The sequence below is a fragment of the Marinomonas sp. UCMA 3892 genome, from assembly GCF_012726345.1.
Lineage (GTDB): Bacteria > Pseudomonadota > Gammaproteobacteria > Pseudomonadales > Marinomonadaceae > Marinomonas.
Genome location: NZ_PTXN01000005.1, coordinates 318,126 through 335,084, shown reverse-complemented (window position 1 = coordinate 335,084; position 16,959 = coordinate 318,126). Strand labels below are relative to the sequence as shown.

General features: G+C 44.2%; 18 protein-coding genes and 1 pseudogene. 5 read left to right on the top strand and 14 right to left on the bottom strand.

What is annotated here, in order from left to right:
• Positions 1 to 410 precede the first annotated feature (410 nt).
• The 3 genes from B6N13_RS09370 to B6N13_RS09360 all read right to left on the bottom strand — a co-directional run bounded on the left by B6N13_RS09370 (position 411) and on the right by B6N13_RS09360 (position 2,989).
• Positions 411 to 1,409, bottom strand: a complete 999-nt coding sequence (locus B6N13_RS09370; protein WP_012069269.1) for a branched-chain amino acid aminotransferase — start codon at positions 1,407 to 1,409, stop codon at positions 411 to 413.
• A 275-nt stretch (positions 1,410 to 1,684) separates the two neighbouring features.
• A complete protein-coding gene (locus B6N13_RS09365; protein ID WP_012069268.1) occupies positions 1,685 to 2,563 on the bottom strand; it encodes a diguanylate cyclase in 879 nt (292 codons plus the stop codon).
• Positions 2,564 to 2,713: 150 nt separating this feature from the next.
• Entirely contained in the window at positions 2,714 to 2,989 is a 276-nt protein-coding gene (locus B6N13_RS09360; protein ID WP_012069267.1) for a DUF1294 domain-containing protein, read from the bottom strand.
• Positions 2,990 to 3,205: 216 nt separating this feature from the next.
• Between B6N13_RS09360 and B6N13_RS09355 the strand changes: the two genes are divergently transcribed.
• Entirely contained in the window at positions 3,206 to 3,931 is a 726-nt protein-coding gene (locus B6N13_RS09355; RefSeq protein ID WP_169459181.1) for a tellurite resistance TerB family protein, read from the top strand.
• 98 nt (positions 3,932 to 4,029) lie between these two features.
• On the opposite strand, the gene B6N13_RS09350 is transcribed toward B6N13_RS09355, so the two are convergent.
• Together B6N13_RS09350 and B6N13_RS09345 are read right to left on the bottom strand one after the other, a co-directional pair.
• Positions 4,030 to 4,476, bottom strand: coding sequence for a DUF1499 domain-containing protein (locus B6N13_RS09350; protein WP_169459180.1), 447 nt, complete (start codon positions 4,474 to 4,476; stop codon positions 4,030 to 4,032).
• A 28-nt stretch (positions 4,477 to 4,504) separates the two neighbouring features.
• On the bottom strand, positions 4,505 to 5,035 hold the full coding sequence (locus tag B6N13_RS09345) for an NUDIX hydrolase (RefSeq protein ID WP_169459179.1): 531 nt from the start codon (positions 5,033 to 5,035) through the stop codon (positions 4,505 to 4,507).
• Positions 5,036 to 5,635: 600 nt separating this feature from the next.
• Here B6N13_RS09345 and B6N13_RS09340 point away from each other — a divergent pair.
• The gene (locus B6N13_RS09340; RefSeq protein ID WP_169459178.1) at positions 5,636 to 5,878 is read left to right on the top strand and encodes a type II toxin-antitoxin system Phd/YefM family antitoxin; all 243 of its coding nucleotides are present in this window, start codon (positions 5,636 to 5,638) and stop codon (positions 5,876 to 5,878) included.
• A gap of 6 nt (positions 5,879 to 5,884) precedes the next feature.
• On the top strand, positions 5,885 to 6,142 hold the full coding sequence (locus B6N13_RS09335; RefSeq protein ID WP_169459177.1) for a type II toxin-antitoxin system RelE/ParE family toxin: 258 nt from the start codon (positions 5,885 to 5,887) through the stop codon (positions 6,140 to 6,142).
• A 133-nt stretch (positions 6,143 to 6,275) separates the two neighbouring features.
• On the opposite strand, the gene B6N13_RS09330 is transcribed toward B6N13_RS09335, so the two are convergent.
• From B6N13_RS09330 to apbC, 9 genes and pseudogenes are all read right to left on the bottom strand, one after another.
• The gene (locus B6N13_RS09330) at positions 6,276 to 6,809 is read right to left on the bottom strand and encodes a GNAT family N-acetyltransferase (RefSeq protein WP_169459176.1); all 534 of its coding nucleotides are present in this window, start codon (positions 6,807 to 6,809) and stop codon (positions 6,276 to 6,278) included.
• The gene (locus B6N13_RS09325) at positions 6,806 to 7,075 is read right to left on the bottom strand and encodes a DUF1778 domain-containing protein (protein WP_169459175.1); all 270 of its coding nucleotides are present in this window, start codon (positions 7,073 to 7,075) and stop codon (positions 6,806 to 6,808) included. Before B6N13_RS09325 ends, B6N13_RS09330 begins: the two co-directional genes overlap by 4 nt.
• Before the next feature lie 378 nt (positions 7,076 to 7,453).
• A complete protein-coding gene (locus B6N13_RS09320; RefSeq protein WP_169459174.1) occupies positions 7,454 to 7,891 on the bottom strand; it encodes a hypothetical protein in 438 nt (145 codons plus the stop codon).
• Positions 7,892 to 7,996: 105 nt separating this feature from the next.
• A complete protein-coding gene (locus B6N13_RS09315) occupies positions 7,997 to 8,662 on the bottom strand; it encodes a hypothetical protein (protein ID WP_169459173.1) in 666 nt (221 codons plus the stop codon).
• Positions 8,663 to 8,971: 309 nt separating this feature from the next.
• Positions 8,972 to 9,847, bottom strand: coding sequence for a transposase (locus B6N13_RS09310; RefSeq protein ID WP_348981535.1), 876 nt, complete (start codon positions 9,845 to 9,847; stop codon positions 8,972 to 8,974).
• 30 nt (positions 9,848 to 9,877) lie between these two features.
• Positions 9,878 to 10,105, bottom strand: a pseudogene (locus B6N13_RS23675) (transposase zinc-binding domain-containing protein); the annotation flags it as partial.
• Positions 10,102 to 10,953: a tyrosine-type recombinase/integrase gene (locus tag B6N13_RS09305; protein ID WP_169459171.1), complete on the bottom strand. Its 852-nt coding sequence runs from the start codon at positions 10,951 to 10,953 to the stop codon at positions 10,102 to 10,104. The pseudogene B6N13_RS23675 and the gene B6N13_RS09305, both read right to left, overlap by 4 nt.
• Before the next feature lie 1,146 nt (positions 10,954 to 12,099).
• Entirely contained in the window at positions 12,100 to 12,684 is a 585-nt protein-coding gene (gene dcd, locus B6N13_RS09300; RefSeq protein WP_169459170.1) for a dCTP deaminase, read from the bottom strand.
• Between the two features lie 9 nt (positions 12,685 to 12,693).
• Positions 12,694 to 13,764: an iron-sulfur cluster carrier protein ApbC gene (apbC, locus tag B6N13_RS09295; RefSeq protein ID WP_169459169.1), complete on the bottom strand. Its 1,071-nt coding sequence runs from the start codon at positions 13,762 to 13,764 to the stop codon at positions 12,694 to 12,696.
• A gap of 280 nt (positions 13,765 to 14,044) precedes the next feature.
• On the opposite strand from apbC, the gene metG reads away from it, so the two are divergent.
• On the top strand, positions 14,045 to 16,084 hold the full coding sequence (gene metG, locus B6N13_RS09290) for a methionine--tRNA ligase (RefSeq protein WP_169459168.1): 2,040 nt from the start codon (positions 14,045 to 14,047) through the stop codon (positions 16,082 to 16,084).
• Positions 16,085 to 16,375: 291 nt separating this feature from the next.
• On the top strand, positions 16,376 to 16,957 hold the full coding sequence (gene rsxA, locus B6N13_RS09285; protein WP_012069258.1) for an electron transport complex subunit RsxA: 582 nt from the start codon (positions 16,376 to 16,378) through the stop codon (positions 16,955 to 16,957).
• Positions 16,958 to 16,959: the final 2 nt, after the last annotated feature.

The following is a 16,959-nucleotide window of genomic DNA, read 5'->3' as shown; positions in this document are numbered from 1 at the left end:
CCTCACACCAACACACGCCTTGGCTCACACCTCGAACGCATGCTTCCAATTCAAGACCGGATTGGATGCCAGGCTTCCCCAGTTACTGCACTGACGCCCTGTTAACAATGCCACCCTCAAACACAGCCTAGGTCTGACTGAGTATCGGGCTTTGCGCTATTTTGCACGCTTACCCACCTAAACTGCCGAAGCAGGTTCACTTGCGTTGTGTACTGTTAACTTCCTATCGCTTCCTTCAGACCCTGCCGTTGGCCAGCAACGCCCTTGCGATTCGGATTCTCTTCCCCCCAGTCGGGGTGAGACAGGTTTCTTACAACCTGACGGGTTTGCCAGCTTCGCTGGGCAAACAAAAAAACGGGCTAACACTCAATGTGTCAGCCCGTTTTTTTACAACCTCAAACCGCTTTAACTTAGCAGACTTTAGTTAGCCAGTTATGTTTGTCTTCAGCCTTGCCCCACTGAATATCATTCAATGCTTGGCGTAATTTCTGAGCAATCGGACCGGGTTCACCAGTACCTACTTTGTACTCTTTATCGTTATGGATAAAAGTACCAACAGACGTTAATACCGCCGCTGTACCAGACAACACGGCTTCCACTTCAGGCTTAGCGGCACGCTCTAGTAACTCAGCAACCGTCAAATCACGCTCACTTACCGTCATACCTAGATCTTTCGCAAGCGTTAAGATAGAAGAACGAGTCACACCGTGAAGGAAAGATGAATCCAAACCTTTGGTAATAATTTCATTGCCATCAATCAACAAGAAGTTAGCCGCGCCGGTTTCTTGTACATCGCCATTTGGACAGAACAAAATTTGGTCTGCTTGCACTTCCGCTTTCGCCTTCATCATAGGACCCAAAGCACTGGCGTAGTTACCACCACTTTTGATCATCCCCATGTGTGGCGCACAACGCATACCAGTTTCATCTAACAGAATACGCAACGCCTTAGCGCCACCAGTGAAATAATCACCCACTGGAGACAACAACACATACAACATAGACGTTGCTGTTGGTGCAGCTGCTTTACCCACTGCAGCTTCCGTACCGATGTGAGTTGGGCGAATGTACATAGACCCTGGCGGCTCAGGTACATCAGTAGCGAATTCAGCAACCGCATCAACAATCATTTTAGATACTTGTGCTTCATCAATGGCAGGCAAAGATAATAAACGGCTGCTTTGCGCCAAACGTTTAATATTTTGATCCATACGGAATACATGCACACTGCCATCGGCATGACGAAACGCCTTCAAACCTTCAAAACAAGTACTTGAGTAATGCAATACGTGGGCACCAGGATGCAACTGAATGCTGTCCGATGCGACAATACTTGCATCACTCCATTGATTATTTTCGAATGTTGCCAATGCCATTTTAGGCATAAACACGCTACCAAAAGCCGCCATTATTGTTTCCTATAAAGTTAAATGATTACAAACAACACCAGTGATCGACACTGATATTATGTGAACTCTAGACTTTGCCTCTCGCCCAATCCCACGATAGTAAAACGGAAACCAGCACGAAGAAAGCAAATCGTAAACCACGGATCAAACAGAATGTGTATTTCCAGTATATTTGCTAATTTGAACCAGAAAATAGACTGACAGAAGAGTGATGAGACGTGACAAAGATATTACCTTCTCGATAAGAAGCGCTCAATAACCCAAACTAAAAATCCCTAAGAAGCCGCCAAAATAACTTTATCGCCACCATTATTTTTTGCTTGATACATAGCATGATCAGCAGACTGCACCAAATCCAATGGCTCTTTACCGTTTTCAGGGTAACTAGCAATACCAATGCTGGCAGAAACAGACAATGTAGAGCCTTCAACAACAAAAACTTCAGATAAAGCAGCACGGATTTTTTCAGCGACCAAGGCCGCACTTTCCGCATTATTCACTTTATTTAAAATAATTAAAAACTCATCGCCGCCCAGACGTCCAACCGTGTCTGACTTACGAACACAACCACCTAGCCTTTTAGCTATTAGTTGTAACAATAAATCACCTACTGCATGGCCATAGCCATCGTTAATATCTTTAAAACCATCAATATCAATAAACAAAACCGATAAACCGACTTGCTCACGCTCCGCCAATGTTAGCGACGCCTGCAAACGATCTAACAACAAAGTACGATTCGGTAAATCCGTCAAATCATCGTGACCCGCAGCGTAAAGCAGCTGAGCCTCCATTTCCTTGCGCTCGGTAATATCATGAGCAACTGCGATTCGCACCTGGTGCTCTTCCGACCACCTAGCCGACCACAGCACATTTACCACCTTGCCATCTTTACGTACCCAACGGTTCTCGAAGCGCGGCAGAATCTGACCACTAACAACTGACTCAGCGATACCTAGCGTTTTCTCCCTATCATCCGGATAAACCATATTTACCATAGGCTTGCCAATCACTTCATGGGGCGCATAACCAAACATATCCTCAAAAGCCGCACTAACAAAAACGAAACTTCCATTGCGATCAACAACACAAACAGAATCGAGCATCAGCTCCATTACATCGGCAAGGCTAATGGCTAGCTCATTGTTTTTCATAAAACATTGCACCTAAAGATAAAAAAATCAGCGTCATTCATCGATTGTAGAAGACAACTAATCAAAGCGCTCTCATATAAGCACTAATTATCTACGGAGTTTGAATACAAAATCCATGGTTATTACATAACGTAACGAGATTAACCAAGATTAAGAGAATTGAAAAAAATAAACTGCGTAGCCCATCGTCGTGACATTCACCACAACCGTCAACCAAAACACTAGCAAAAAATGCCATTTCTTTGTCTTATGACGAAACACCTTCTGCCCCAACAGAGCGCCGAACCAACCGCCAAACAAAGACAGTAGATGCAGAGTAGATTCCCGAATTCTCTGCTTTCCATGCTTAGCCGCAGACTTATCAACCCCATAAAAACAAAACGTAATCAAACTTAAAATGCCATACACAGAAAACACATAAATCATTTCAACTCACTTTATCTAGCGAACTACCAACCCAAATTTAGGTTTATACAAACCTTCCAAAACAATGCGTAACTCTACACAAAACTTCATAGTTTTATCCCTTTAAATAACGTCATCAAAGAGTAAAAGAAAGGGAACAAAGCAATCACAGGTGAACTCTATGGCACATCCTAAGTCCGATTAAGTAACTCATAAATTAATAGGAGATCCTCAACCATGAATATCAACTCACTGTTAAACAGCATTATGGGCTCTACAGGCTCAGGAATTAACAAAGCCGTCTCAAAAGCAAAATCTGGCTCCATGCCAGGTGGATTAATAGGTGGTGCTGCCGCAGGCGGATTAGCGGCCATGCTATTAACAAACAAAAAAGCCCGTAAAATGGGTGGCAAAGCCATCAAATATGGCGGTCTAGCGGCCGTAGGCGGCATGGCTTACAAAGCATGGCGGGATCACCAAGCCAACCAAACAACAACGCAATCATCTCACCTTGATGCGAATCAGAGCTTCGATTCCTCTCCCATGCCTACCGCTCCTGCTGGTAGCATCTTCGACCTTGCAGAAGAGCAACCCAATCAACAAACTAACAACACTCACGTCGTGCTGATAAAAGCCATGATCAGCGCTGCCAAAGCAGACGGTCATATAGATGCAAGCGAACGCGCTCGCATCGAAGAAGAGATCAGTAACCTTGGTATCAGCACAGAAGAACAAAAACTTCTCATAGAACAACTAAGAGCAAATAGCGACCCTATTGCCATTGCGCGTCTATCAGACAATGAAGCCCTGTCAGCCGAAATCTACCTTGTCTCCATGCTCGCCATCGATATCGACACAGAGGAAGAACGACGCTACCTAGAGCGACTAGGCGATGCTCTACGTTTACCCAACGACCTGCGTCAAAAGATCGCACACGAAGTGAAACACGCACAAACTCAGTAACCCTACAGACCAAGCAACTCAAACAAACAAGAAATAAAAAAGGCGCTCTATCATTATTATAGAGCGCCTTCCAATTCATAACCTACTAGGCTACTAGGCTACTTATTAAGTTTGTCGCGAATGCTTTCCATACGCTTGCGATTCACCCCAAAGTCGGAATGCCCAACGCGAGAGGCAGAACGAATATCAACCATCACCTCCCCATCTTGTTCTTTGGCAAACAAAAACTCCACATCATCGACAAAACGAAACACCGCCGATGTAAACTCAGCATGGATGTAATTCTCTTCATTCACCACAACCTTAGTACGCTTCGAAGAATCCAGCACTGTCATCACCTTGTCATGGGCAGACGCAATAGACGCTTTCAACACAATAGGCTCAATGTAATGCTTATCATCGGCAGCAGCCTGACTGCTCACACAATTTGGCGAACTAGGGCACGCCGCTAACTTTCCATTAGAAACACCTAAATTCGGCATATGGCTTGAACACCCCTGCAATAAAATAAACACCAATAAGTATAAAAGTTTTCTAGTAAACATGCTCAATCCTAATAACTTTAGCCAGAGACTAACAGCTTGCAACAACCAACAGCTCATCTCGAATCATAGATAACAAAAAGGTTTCCCGTTCAATCGACATACCTTTTTTATCACTGTTTTTAATGGTATCCAAATTATGCTTAATGGCATCGTGGACATTAATCCACACTGGCTTCATACCATTTTTGACTTCGTAATCTTCCAGGCTGGTCTCGCCTAATTGCTCATCAATCTCACACGTATAGCAATAAGACTTCATCTGCATGATCTCAAAACCATCCCTATTCCAAGGCCGAAACTCTTCATACAGACCGAACGCCTGGACATTGCGAATATTCCGCGCCCCCGTCTCTTCTGTTAACTCACGGATCAAACCTTCCACCTGATTTTCCCCTTCATCAATGCCACCACCCGGCAAGGTGTAATCGTCATAACGCTGGGTATACAGCATCAAAATATCCTCGCCTTTCAAAATAATCCCACGGGCAGCAAGACGTAAAAAAGAAGATTGATCGACAGACTCGAGACTTGGATGGATAGAGGATTTTAGTAAACGCATAGATTGGGACACTTAGTGATTTTAGATGAGCTGGATAATAACGATTGGTGGGGAAGTGAGCAAATTGGGTGCCATTCAAACACTTTGGATCTTCAAGTATATTTGTTACTTCTCAATGACTTTTAGCTACAAGTTTATTCCGCCCTGCTGGGCGTGTAACTTTTGCCCTCTGTTTAATTCAGAAAAGTACAAAAGTAACCAAAAGGTCTCTTCTCGGGCTATCGCCCAAACGTCTCATTCACTTTGCTTAACATCACGTCTAGCAACACGACTTTTATCGTAAGGCATAGATTGGTTATGCTGCTTGAGAGAATCTTTCCGTTAATGACTCGGAAACTCCATAGAGTCGCGCAACTTCGTCGCGTCGAAGGGGATTCATCAATTTATCAGGTTCTATTCAAACGCTTTTAATTCCCTACCTTTATTCCGCCCTGCTGGGCGTGTAACTTTTGCCAATCGATGCAAAAATGCCAAGCGTTGAGAATCCATCTTAAATACTTTGCCAGCTTACTTTTCACACAAATCGCACGATTTAATTAGATTGATCATTTCATGCGACTATCTATAATATTACTGTAGTTCCAAATTTGGAGATTGAATATGCACACATTAACAGCAAATGATGCTAAGCGTAATTTTGGTGAACTTCTGCTAAGCGCCCAACGTGAGCCAGTTAAAATTAGCAAAAACAGCAAAGATGCCGTAGTGGTAATGTCTATCAGAGACTATGAAGAACTAGAAGCAATGAAAACTGACTACCTTAAACATTGTTTCGAGTCAGCTAAACAAGACTTGGCGCAAGGCAACGTGGTTGATGGTAAAGACTTCCTAAGCGCCTTGTAACCCATTATGCACAAGACAAAATACAAACTGAGTAAATTGGCTCAGACCCATTTACAAAAAATCAAAAGCTATAAACACACGTTACTAACTGGGTTTCAAATGCTAGCCGACAATCCAAACGTAGGCCGTCGTTGCGATGAAATTTATCCAAACAGTTTTTACTTTCCTGTTGGCAAACACACAGCTTACTTTACAAAAGAAGACGGTTTTATTTTGGTTGTGGCTGTACTCGCTCAATCACAACGCCCACAAAACCACTTGTAGTTAAGTCATTAAACCCTGCTTGGCAAGGGCTTAGCCCCTTCCCCTTTTGTCTTCCAAGGGTAAAGTTAGGGTGGATTTGTTCTCTCGTCGAGCTATCGCCCAAACGTATCACTTACATAGTTCTATTCGTTGCCTATCGATTAAAAAGCTGCTCTACCGTTTTCATTGGTAAGAACATACGAACACGCCCATTATGCTCGCACAGTAATTCAAAGCCGAACTTCGTATAGAAGACTTGAGCGGAATCTGTCAGACAGTCCACCACAATGGCGTACGCCCTCATGTGATGATTCACTACCCACAAATACTTCAGAGCACGAATTAGACTCACTTTTCCGAGTCCTGAACCATGAAACTCTTTGTGCACCGCTAATTGAGCTAAAAGAAAAACGGGGATAGGATACCTAGGAAGTTTATTAGCGAGTTTTGTTGGCAGTGTTTCTCGGCTGATAGAACTCGGGGCAACACTATAAAACGCACAAATAGCGTATTTTTGATTCAACAGTGGCTGAGCACTAGGTAAAACCATCGTTCGGCTAATACCCGCTTGCATATGCTTTGCTGCTTGAGTTTTGATAAATGTATTGAGCTCTTGCTCACCACAGTCAAATGAGTTGCGGTCATGCGTTGTTTTACTAAGTTCTACAAACTCTTTACCCCAACTCACCTGATAGCACTCTCATCTGTCAATTTGGCCGCATCCAACAACGCTTGATTAGGTGCTTTTGCTTTATCACACGCCACCATAAACTCATCAAAGACACTGTCTTTAACGACAAGGCTTTCATGCTCTTCAATAACATGAGTAGCATCTTCATCCATAAGCCTCACCACATATTCAGTGAGACTTTTTAGACCCAGTAATGCCGTCGCCTTTTCCGCTTTTGCCTTAATCTCTTCATCAAGACGGATATCTAAACGTGCCGTTGCCATAACCCCTCCTACGTACGGATGTATTCCGTAATTTTAGGGATTGTAGTGCAAATTTAAAACACACTCAACTTGTACGGATATTTGACGGAAAACAAGAGTTAATCCCTTCCCTTTTTAGGAGGTTAGGATGGGGTTAATTTCTTCTTCGGGCTATCGCCCAAACGTCTCATTCACTTTGCTTAACATCACGTCTAGCAACACGACTTTTATCGTAAGGTATAGATTAGTCTTGCTGTTCGAGAGAGCCTTTCCGTTAATGACTCAGAAACTCCATAGAGTCGCGCAACTTCGTCGCGTCGAAGGGGGTAACGCCCACATAAAAGGCGGCGCGATAGCGCCGTCCAGCGTAACGAAGTGAAGCGATTTTTGATGTGCTTGTTAGGCGCGATAGCCAATGCTTGCCAGAGCCTCAAATATTAGATCCGCTTCTTGTTGCATACCCATCTGCTGTAAGGCTTTTGCAAAATGGGGCCACGGTGGGAAAATTGCCATAAATGGATTTGAATCTGGGCCTGTGTACATACCACCGCCCGGGCCAGTATATAGACCACCACCAGGACCTGAGTATAAGCCCCCACCGGGACCTGTATAGCAACCACCACCAGGACCTGTATAAGCGCCGCCTCCTGGCCCCGTGTATAAACCACCACCCGGCCCTGTGTAGGCACCGCCACCAGGACCCGAATACATACCACCGCCCGGTCCAGTGTAAGCACCACCACCCGGCCCGGTATACATACCACCATCAGGTCCGGTATATGCGCCTCCACCTGGACCGGTATACATATTTCTAACCCACATTGTTGCTTCACTCATAAAAATTCCCTCTAGATTTGTGTACGCCTAACGTCGCCAACAGCGGCCGAGCGTAGCGAGGTCCAGCCAGCTTTGCTGGCGATGCTGCTTGGCTTTGTTGGCGGTTCATAGCTCCGGAAATTCCGTTACAAATTCAGATAAATAGGTAGCACCTTCATTAGCTGGAAATATATTTGTCACAGTTTCTCTTGCCGCTACGAGCTGCACGGGAAACCCCACTGTTTTGTCATTCAAGTTAATTCTTTTCAATGACTCTACAACCCACTTATCAAACATCAGTTTTTGATCGGAATTCTTTAATTCAATAATCACTTCTGTTGCGCACTCTTTTACTAACTGTGTATTGGTGCCGGCAAAATAAGGCTGACCTACATTTTGCACCCAAAACGGTTCGAAATTGTTACTACTGCTTAGAGAGCAAATGAACCCTTTGCCATCATCGTCTCTACCCGCCAGAATGCAAGTTAGAGGTATTTTATGCCCTGGAGCTTGAACAAAGGAAAGATTAAACTCGCGTAAAAATATTTCTTTGGCCTTCTGAATAATTACATCAAGAGAAGGCTTTCTCGCCTCAACAAATTCGATCAACTGATTACGAGCATTATGCCCAATTGTTCCTAGCCCCCCTGTAGCAATTACAACATCCTCTTTAAGATTTTCAATTTTTCTTACTGGGGTGCTTAACTGCTGTCCAGAATCAACATCCGTACGAGTTGAGTCCGCAGCTAAAAAAGCTCCATCAGGAAGACAAAAGCCAATAATTGCAGTCATATACCACCTCTTCCGATTCGCCTAACAATTAAGGGTTATACGGCAGCGTAGCTGCGGCTATAACCCACTGTTGAACGGCTGCGTTGTCTATATAGGGGATTTGCTTTTTTCATGGTGGGACTTCCCTGTTATATAACTCGCTCAATACCAACGTCTGTCTGGACTATGCCGCTTCAGATCGTCTTTGATCGCTGCTATGTTGATTCTTTATTTGCTCTTTTGTAGCGCGATTTGACCCGCGAAGCAAGCGATTCCCTCAGGCCTTATGACCTGATCCGCTTTATACACTGATCTCACCGTATGCTAACGCTAACTTCCATTGTCCCATGACTGCAGGATGCGAAGCCGTTTTGTCACTTTACTCTCAGATACATCGCCAAGATAAGTAACTGTACGTTCTCCACAAGCAGGGCATGAACATCCTGATTCAGCCGTCTTTTCACTGCCTCCATTAGCTTTCGGTTCGTACCTGCCTAACTGCTTATCTACCCGCTTCTTCACTTTGGCTCTTATTGCATTAGACAAACAGCCATAATGCCGGATGCGCATCAACCCCCTTGGTAATACATGGAGTAAAAAACGTCTTACCAGTTCTTGTGGCTTGAGTGTTAAAAGAGACTGCTTGCCGGAACGATAGTCTCGATATTGAAGACTGATTTTGTCGTTGTTCCACACTTGGAAACGATTATTAGATAAGGCAATACGATGGCTATAGCGCGCTAAATAAGTCACCAAGGTTGAGCGATATTCAAGCGCCGATTTGCAATAGACAACCCAAGGCTTTTGCATCAAAACATTCAGTAGCCGGCTCACTTCCATTTGCGATAACGCTGGTAGTAACCCTTCTCTAAAAGCTGCTCTTAGTTGACTAACCATGGCACCTCTAAAACGATTTGATAACAGTTTCACCGGAAGAAAATAGTTTTTCTTCAGACTATGCCAGCCTTGATCTCTATACACTCCAGAGGGAACCAAGGCATGAAGGTGAACATGGCGCACCAATGTTTGACCCCATGTATGCAAGACTGCCGTCATACCTGCCCGTCCATTGTGTTTTCGTTGGCTTAACTCATTCAACGCACGCCATGCAGTGTGAAATAAGGCGTCATAAATGACTCGATCGTGTTTGGCTATCCAAGCGTTTAGCTCATGAGGTAGCGTAAAAACTAAGTGAAAATATGGCACCGGCAAACATCGCTCCTCCTGCTTCAATAGCCATTGTTCGCTTGCTTTCTTTTGGCACTGGGGACAATGCCTATCTCGACAGCTATGATGCCAAAACCAATGATGACCACAGCCATGACATTGATACTTTCCTGTCCCCATTCGCTCGGTTCGACAGTCTGCTATATGATGTAGAACTTGCCATTGTCTCGCATTGGCATGTATCTGATGTTGTTCGTGACAATAATGAATCACGCTCGCTAGGCTTACCCCATTCATGATGGCCACCAGTCGGATAGCAATAAATCTTCACTATCCCGTCTCTTTAGATCCATCATCGCGACCCATTGCAGATAACGAAAAGTGGTTTGAATCTGCTTATGGCCTAATAAGGCTTGCAGCCTTGGTAAAGGCATTCCAGCTAACAGTTGATGACAAGCAAACGCATGACGCAAACTATGAAAACGAATGCATTTTTGGATCCCTGCTCGCTTAGCAGCTTCCTTAGTTTCTAATCGTAGGTATTTGCTATGCAGAGGACGGTGCTTATCCAATCCATAAACCACCACATCACAAGGTTCGTAACGTTGCCAATAGCGACCTAGCACCTGTTGCAAGCTTTGTGGAAACAGAACATAGCGATCTTGCTGCCCCTTCCCTTGCCTTACTTTGATGCAGTGATGGGTAAGGTCTAAATCATTGACTCGCAGCTCATTAACCTCACTTATTCTCATCCCTGTCGTATATGCCAACACCATGGCGACATACACTTTTGGATGCTGACAGCATCTGATCATCGCTTGCACTTCATCTGGATAGAGCAAGTCTGGGATTTTCTGAGATTTATTAGGATGAGGAAGTGATACCGATGGCATCGTTTTGTTCGCGACTTTTCGGTATAGAAAGTTCAGAGCATGTAACGCTTGACGGCAACTTGACCAGCTCCATCCTCGTTCTCTTATTAGATACAGCAAATATTGTTGGATATCGGTTTGGTTAAGCCGATCAGGAGGCATACGAAAATAGCGTGCAACTTCTGTTAATTGATATAAATAAGCTCTTTGCGTAGACACAGAAAAACCTTCTAGGGTCATCTGATCTATCACCTGTTTGCGTAAAGGTGTCATGACTTAATTCTCCATTGTTGATTGGAAGATTAAGTTTGGTTATAAATGAGGGAATTAGGGAAACTAAGAAAAGGCCCGCGAAGCGGCTTAGTTCAACATTTTGTTAATGCGCATGCGCGTTTACACAGATTGGAAACCTTCTCAATATTACTATAAGTCACTGACTCTAAAACCATAAATAGAGGTATCAACAAAAGTTAAAACAGGAAAAACGAGCATGCGTGTTTTTCCTTTTATCCACAGCGCGTTATTTCTACACTGTAGATTCTTATTCATTGATATTAGAGGACTTTCTTACTTACCTCCAGCACAAAACGCGCACAACCGGTTTATTTAAAATGGTTAAACGAGCAATAAAGCGTTCATCACAAAAATAGACTGTATATCCACCCATGAATTGTGTTTTAAATTCCATCCACAAATAAAATTGGTTTCAGACAATGAAAGCTTCACTTTCAACGGCGGATCACGGTCGTACCTCCCTCATCCGCCCTACAAAAACCAGCATCACACATGAAGCCAGTTCGACGCGACGAAGTTGCGCGACTTTATGGAGTTTCAGGGTCAGTTAAAAATACCTTTCCCTACACCAGCAAAACCAATCTATGCCTTACGGTAAAAATCGTCCTGCTAGACCAATCTTAAACAAAGTGAATGAGACGTTTGGGCGATAGCCCGATAGAGCGACCTTTTGGTAACTTATATATCGATAGACAAAAGTTACCCTCTCAGCTTTTTCCTGAATTAAAAAGCGGAATAAAGGTTGGGAATATAAGGCGTTTGAATGGAATCTAAATTCCGAAGAAGTCAGTTCGACGCGACGAAGTTGCGCGACCCTATGGAGTTTCAGGGTCAGTTAAAAATACCCCCTCCCTCCACCAGCAAAAACAATCTATGCCTTACGATAAAAGTCGTCTTGCTGAACCAATATTAAACAAAACGAATGAGACGTTTGGGCGATAGCCCGATAAAGAGACCTTTTGGTTACTTTTGTGGATCTGGACAAAAGTTACCCGCTCAGCAGAGCGGAACCAAGCTTGCAAACTAGGAAACATTGAGAAGTAACTATTTGAATTGATAAAAACAAAAAAGAGGCCAAAGCCTCTTTCCTATTGAACGTAAGAAAAACCAATTTGCAATTAAAAACTAATTCTCGCCGGAAATCCGGCTACCAACCGCTGAGGTCTGGTCTTTATACTTAGCATTATCACGCTTGTTATAAGGACGCTCCGCTGACCCCGACATGGTTTCAAAGTTGATGGCACCGATTGTCATGCCCGGGCTTAGGGCAATGGGCAGTTTGCCGCCGTTAAGGAATTCTAGAACTATGCCGCCGCTCCAACCTGGGTCGATGCGATGTGCGGTTACATGAACCATTAAACCAAGGCGCGCTAAGGAAGAGCGACCATCGAGCCAACCGACTAGGTTATCAGGTAAAGTGACTGATTCCTTGGTGACACCTAGTACCAACTCCCCTGGATGAATAAAGAAAGGCTTGCCGTCGTCGACCAGTATTTCTTCACTCATGACAGATTCGATAACCTTGCTAAGGTCAGCTTTTGAGCTGCTTAGGTCAAGGTAAGGCGCAGGGTGACCTTGAAAGACGCGAAACGAATTCCCCAACCGTAAATCAACAGATACGCCACTGATGACGCTGTTGTCGGGGCGAGGCTCGATAACGATAGAACCTTCGTCTAGGGCTTTTATAATATCTCGGTCACACAAACGCATTTCTTTTCCTCAATCGTCGCTCATGCCAATGATTGGCATAGCTGTTTGTTCATTTTGTTGGGATGCAAGGGTAGCACCAAGCTTGCGTGCAATCGACTGATAAATGCCTGCGGTATCACTTTCTGGTGCATTTACCACGATTGGTCGGCCAGCATCGCTTTGTTCGCGGATCGCTAGGCTTAATGGCAGTTTACCCAACACATTGACGTTATATTCTTTTGCTAGGCTCGCGCCGCCTTCATCCCCAAATATGGCTTCATGATGGCCGCAATTGGAGCAAATATGCGTCGACATGTTTTCTACTACACCCAATACAGGGATATTGACCTTGTTGAACATTTCTATACCACGACGAGCATCCAATAAAGCAATGTCTTGCGGTGTGGTCACAACAACAGAACCGGCAACAGGCACTTTTTGCGCAAGAGTAAGTTGAATATCACCAGTGCCTGGTGGCATGTCTATGAAGAGGTAATCAAGATTATCCCAATCGGTTTGCGTTAGAATCTGCATCAAGGCGCCTGTCACCATAGGCCCACGCCATGCAAGAGGAGTGTCTTTGGTGGTTAGAAACGCCATCGACATCACCTGCACACCAAACGCAGTTGGTGGCACGAAAAATTTGTCTTCGCGGACTTGTGGACGAGTACCTTCTTCAAACCCAAGCAACATACCTTGGCTAGGGCCGTAGATGTCCGCATCCAGAATACCAACACGAGCGCCCTCTTTTGCCATAGCTAGCGCTAGGTTAACGGTAGTAGTGGATTTCCCCACACCACCTTTACCAGACGCCACGGCGATGATATTTTTCACGCCTTTCATTCCTGGAATGCTGCCTTGTGTGGCTTGGCTTTTGACTTGAAAATCGATATCTAACACCAAATTACGGGCATCCGCCATTAGGTCTTTTATTTTGGCTTCTAGTTGAGCTTGTTGTTTTTGCGCAGGATAGCCGAGCGTTAAAGTGACATGAACTCGGCTATCATCCGCAACAACATTCCAAACAGCACCATAAGGTTGACCGCTGTTGTCGTCGATTAGAGTTTCTAAAGTCGCCTGTAATTGGGCATCAGTTAGCATAGGGGATCCTTGTAAGACGGAAAATAAAGACACCGTCGCTCGTGACATCGGTCAACGATCTCTTAAAGAATGTTTAGTTTAAAACCTTGTGCCAAGTTTGGGGGCAAATTACAGAAAAGCAAGACTTAGAAAGAAGACTAGCGCTTGCACATGCGGGATTGGGACTTATAATGTCGCTTTTCTTAGACTATCTATCCTTTAGACGCTTTATTTATTCGTCATCTGCGCCTAATTATTGATAGAATACTAGACCTTTTTTAATCCAGCAGGCTTATCAAAAATGGCACAAACGCAACGCAAAATTTTAGTCACCAGCGCCCTTCCTTATGCAAATGGTTCCATCCATTTAGGGCACATGCTGGAACACATCCAAACCGATATCTGGGTGCGTTTTCAAAAAATGCGCGGCCATGTTTGTACAGCAGTATGTGCTGATGATGCTCACGGCACGGCGATTATGATTAAAGCTGCGCAAAATGGCATCACCTCAGAAGAGTTGATCGAAGGTGTTCGCCAAGAACACATGGCAGACTTTAATGACTTCTTAATTGGTTACGATAATTACTATTCCACGCATTCTGAAGAAAACCGTGAGTTTTCTAACAGCATCTACAAAGCATTGCGTGATAATGGCAAGATCGCTGTGCGTTCTATCGTGCAAGCGTACGACCCTGAGAAAGAAATGTTCCTTGCAGATCGTTTCATCAAGGGTACTTGCCCTAAGTGTAAAGCAGAAGATCAATACGGTGATAACTGTGAAGTCTGTTCTGCGACTTACACGCCAATGGAAATGATCAATCCGCGTTCTGTTTATTCTGGCGCGACACCAATTGAGAAAGATTCTGAACATTACTTCTTCAAACTGCCTGATTTTCAAGACTTCCTAGCGAAGTGGACGCGCAGTGGTACGTTACAAGATCAAGTCGCGAACAAGCTATCTGAGTGGTTGGATTCTGGCCTGAAAGAATGGGACATCAGCCGTGATGCTCCTTACTTTGGTTTTGAAATCCCAGATGCGCCGGGCAAATATTTCTACGTTTGGCTAGACGCACCTATCGGTTACATGGCGAGCTTCAAAAACCTTTGTGATCGTACCGAAGGTTTGGAATTTGATGACTACTGGGCGAAAGATTCTGATGCGGAGCTTTACCACTTTATCGGTAAAGACATCATCAACTTCCACGCTTTGTTCTGGCCTGCGATGTTGGATTGCGCTGGTTACCGAACACCAACCGCGGTCAATGCACACGGCTATGTTACGGTTGATGGCGAAAAAATGTCTAAATCACGCGGCACTTTTATTAAAGCGCGTACTTATCTGAAGCATTTGGACCCACAATACTTGCGTTACTACTATGCAGCCAAGCTTAACTCCCGTGTTGACGATATCGACCTTAGCCTAAGTGATTTCTTACAACGCGTGAACTCAGACATTGTGGGTAAAGTAGTCAACATTGCCAGCCGTACGGCTAGCTTCATCAACAAGAAATTCGATGGCCAGTTGGCAAGTGAAGTAAGCGAAGCCGAGATGATTCAATCTTTCATCGACGCAGGCGACTTGATTGCAGAACACTTTGAAGGTCGTGAATACGGTAAAGCGATTCGTGAAATCATGCGCCTTGCGGACGTGGCAAACGAATACATTGCCGTTCAAGCACCTTGGGTATTGGCAAAAGACGAAGCGACCCTACCTCAAGTTCAAGCCGTGTGTACCGTTGCATTGAACCTGTTCAGCATTTTGGCGACCTACTTGAAACCGGTTATGCCGAACCTAGTGACCGACGCCGAGGCCTTCCTTGGCAAAGAACTAACATGGGATAACCGCAGCGAATTGCTGTTTGGCAAAACCGTAAACAAATTCAAGCCGCTAATGGGCCGTATTGAACAAACACAGATTGACGCCATCATTGAAGAAGGCAAACAAGAAGCCGCTGCGAAAGAAGCCGCCGCTCCGAAACAAGTTGAAACTGAATTGAGCAAAGAGCCTCTTGAAGCGGAAATCAATTTTGACGACTTCGCCAAAGTGGACTTACGTATTGCTTTGATCGTCAAAGCCGAGCACGTAGAAAAAGCCAATAAGCTACTAAAACTGACCTTGGACATAGGCGGCGAAACTCGCACTGTATTCTCTGGTATTAAGTCTGCTTATAAGCCAGAAGACTTAGAAGGCAAACACACTGTCATGGTAGCGAACCTTGCACCTCGCAAAATGAAGTTTGGCATGTCAGAAGGTATGGTTTTAGCCGCAGGCCCTGGTGGTGAAGAAATTTACCTACTAGAACCTCATGCTGGCGCTAAACCTGGCCAACGTGTGATGTAATCGCGCATTAGGGCTTAATTCCTTTTTAAGCTCTAAAAAAGCTCAGTAAAAAACCAATGCTCACCTTAGTTAATAAGAAACATTCTTAATAAGGTGGGCATTGGCATTAATAAAGAAACATAAACCAAACTTATATAAGCATAACTTATTATCTATATACTAAATCGGACTAGAAATACAAAAGCTTTAGTCTTGTTAGTTATAAGCAGATTGGTATAGTTACGCTCGCAGATGCTTTTCTCTAAAAGCATCTAAAATCACACAATATTCACCACATGTTTTGGATTTGAGATGACTGAATATCTCCTGATTCTGGTCAGTACCATTCTGGTTAATAACTTTGTATTGGTACAGTTTCTGGGCCTATGCCCTTTCATGGGCGTGTCTGGGAAACTAGAAACCTCTATTGGTATGGCAATGGCCACGACCTTTGTTTTGACATTGTCGAGCCTATGTAGCTATCTCACTTATACCTACATACTTCAGCCATTTGGTCTTGAGTACCTACAAACCATTTCCTTTATCTTGGTGATCGCCGTTGTTGTGCAATTCACTGAAATGGTGGTTCATAAAACCAGCCCACTATTGTATCGCGTATTAGGTATTTTCTTGCCTTTGATCACCACCAACTGTGCGGTATTGGGTGTAGCATTGCAAAATATCAGCAAACAAAACGGCTTTGTAGAATCCATTCTTTATGGTTTTGGCGCCGCGGTTGGTTTCTCCTTCGTACTGATTCTATTCTCTGCTATGCGTGAACGTATTAACGTGGCGGACGTGCCGACTGTGTTTAAAGGTTCTGCTATCGGTATGATTACCGCAGGCCTTATGGCTCTTGCTTTCATGGGCTTCACCGCCCTTGTGCAGATTTAGGA

Excerpts from the sequence above, each read along its gene's own strand:
- B6N13_RS09360 (WP_012069267.1), bottom strand. The coding sequence starts at position 2,989 with ATGATTTATGTGTTTTCTGTGTATGGCATTTTAAGTTTGATTACGTTT.
- B6N13_RS09340 (WP_169459178.1), top strand. The coding sequence starts at position 5,636 with ATGCACACATTAACAGCAAATGATGCTAAGCGTAATTTTGGTGAACTT.
- rsxA (WP_012069258.1), top strand. The coding sequence starts at position 16,376 with ATGACTGAATATCTCCTGATTCTGGTCAGTACCATTCTGGTTAATAAC.
- B6N13_RS09325 (WP_169459175.1), bottom strand. The coding sequence starts at position 7,075 with ATGGCAACGGCACGTTTAGATATCCGTCTTGATGAAGAGATTAAGGCA.
- B6N13_RS09315 (WP_169459173.1), bottom strand. The coding sequence starts at position 8,662 with ATGACTGCAATTATTGGCTTTTGTCTTCCTGATGGAGCTTTTTTAGCT.
- B6N13_RS09355 (WP_169459181.1), top strand. The coding sequence starts at position 3,206 with ATGAATATCAACTCACTGTTAAACAGCATTATGGGCTCTACAGGCTCA.
- B6N13_RS09365 (WP_012069268.1), bottom strand. The coding sequence starts at position 2,563 with ATGAAAAACAATGAGCTAGCCATTAGCCTTGCCGATGTAATGGAGCTG.
- B6N13_RS09335 (WP_169459177.1), top strand. The coding sequence starts at position 5,885 with ATGCACAAGACAAAATACAAACTGAGTAAATTGGCTCAGACCCATTTA.
- B6N13_RS09305 (WP_169459171.1), bottom strand. The coding sequence starts at position 10,953 with ATGACACCTTTACGCAAACAGGTGATAGATCAGATGACCCTAGAAGGT.
- apbC (WP_169459169.1), bottom strand. The coding sequence starts at position 13,764 with ATGCTAACTGATGCCCAATTACAGGCGACTTTAGAAACTCTAATCGAC.
- B6N13_RS09320 (WP_169459174.1), bottom strand. The coding sequence starts at position 7,891 with ATGAGTGAAGCAACAATGTGGGTTAGAAATATGTATACCGGTCCAGGT.
- dcd (WP_169459170.1), bottom strand. The coding sequence starts at position 12,684 with ATGCGTTTGTGTGACCGAGATATTATAAAAGCCCTAGACGAAGGTTCT.
- B6N13_RS09345 (WP_169459179.1), bottom strand. The coding sequence starts at position 5,035 with ATGCGTTTACTAAAATCCTCTATCCATCCAAGTCTCGAGTCTGTCGAT.
- metG (WP_169459168.1), top strand. The coding sequence starts at position 14,045 with ATGGCACAAACGCAACGCAAAATTTTAGTCACCAGCGCCCTTCCTTAT.
- B6N13_RS09370 (WP_012069269.1), bottom strand. The coding sequence starts at position 1,409 with ATGGCGGCTTTTGGTAGCGTGTTTATGCCTAAAATGGCATTGGCAACA.
- B6N13_RS09350 (WP_169459180.1), bottom strand. The coding sequence starts at position 4,476 with ATGTTTACTAGAAAACTTTTATACTTATTGGTGTTTATTTTATTGCAG.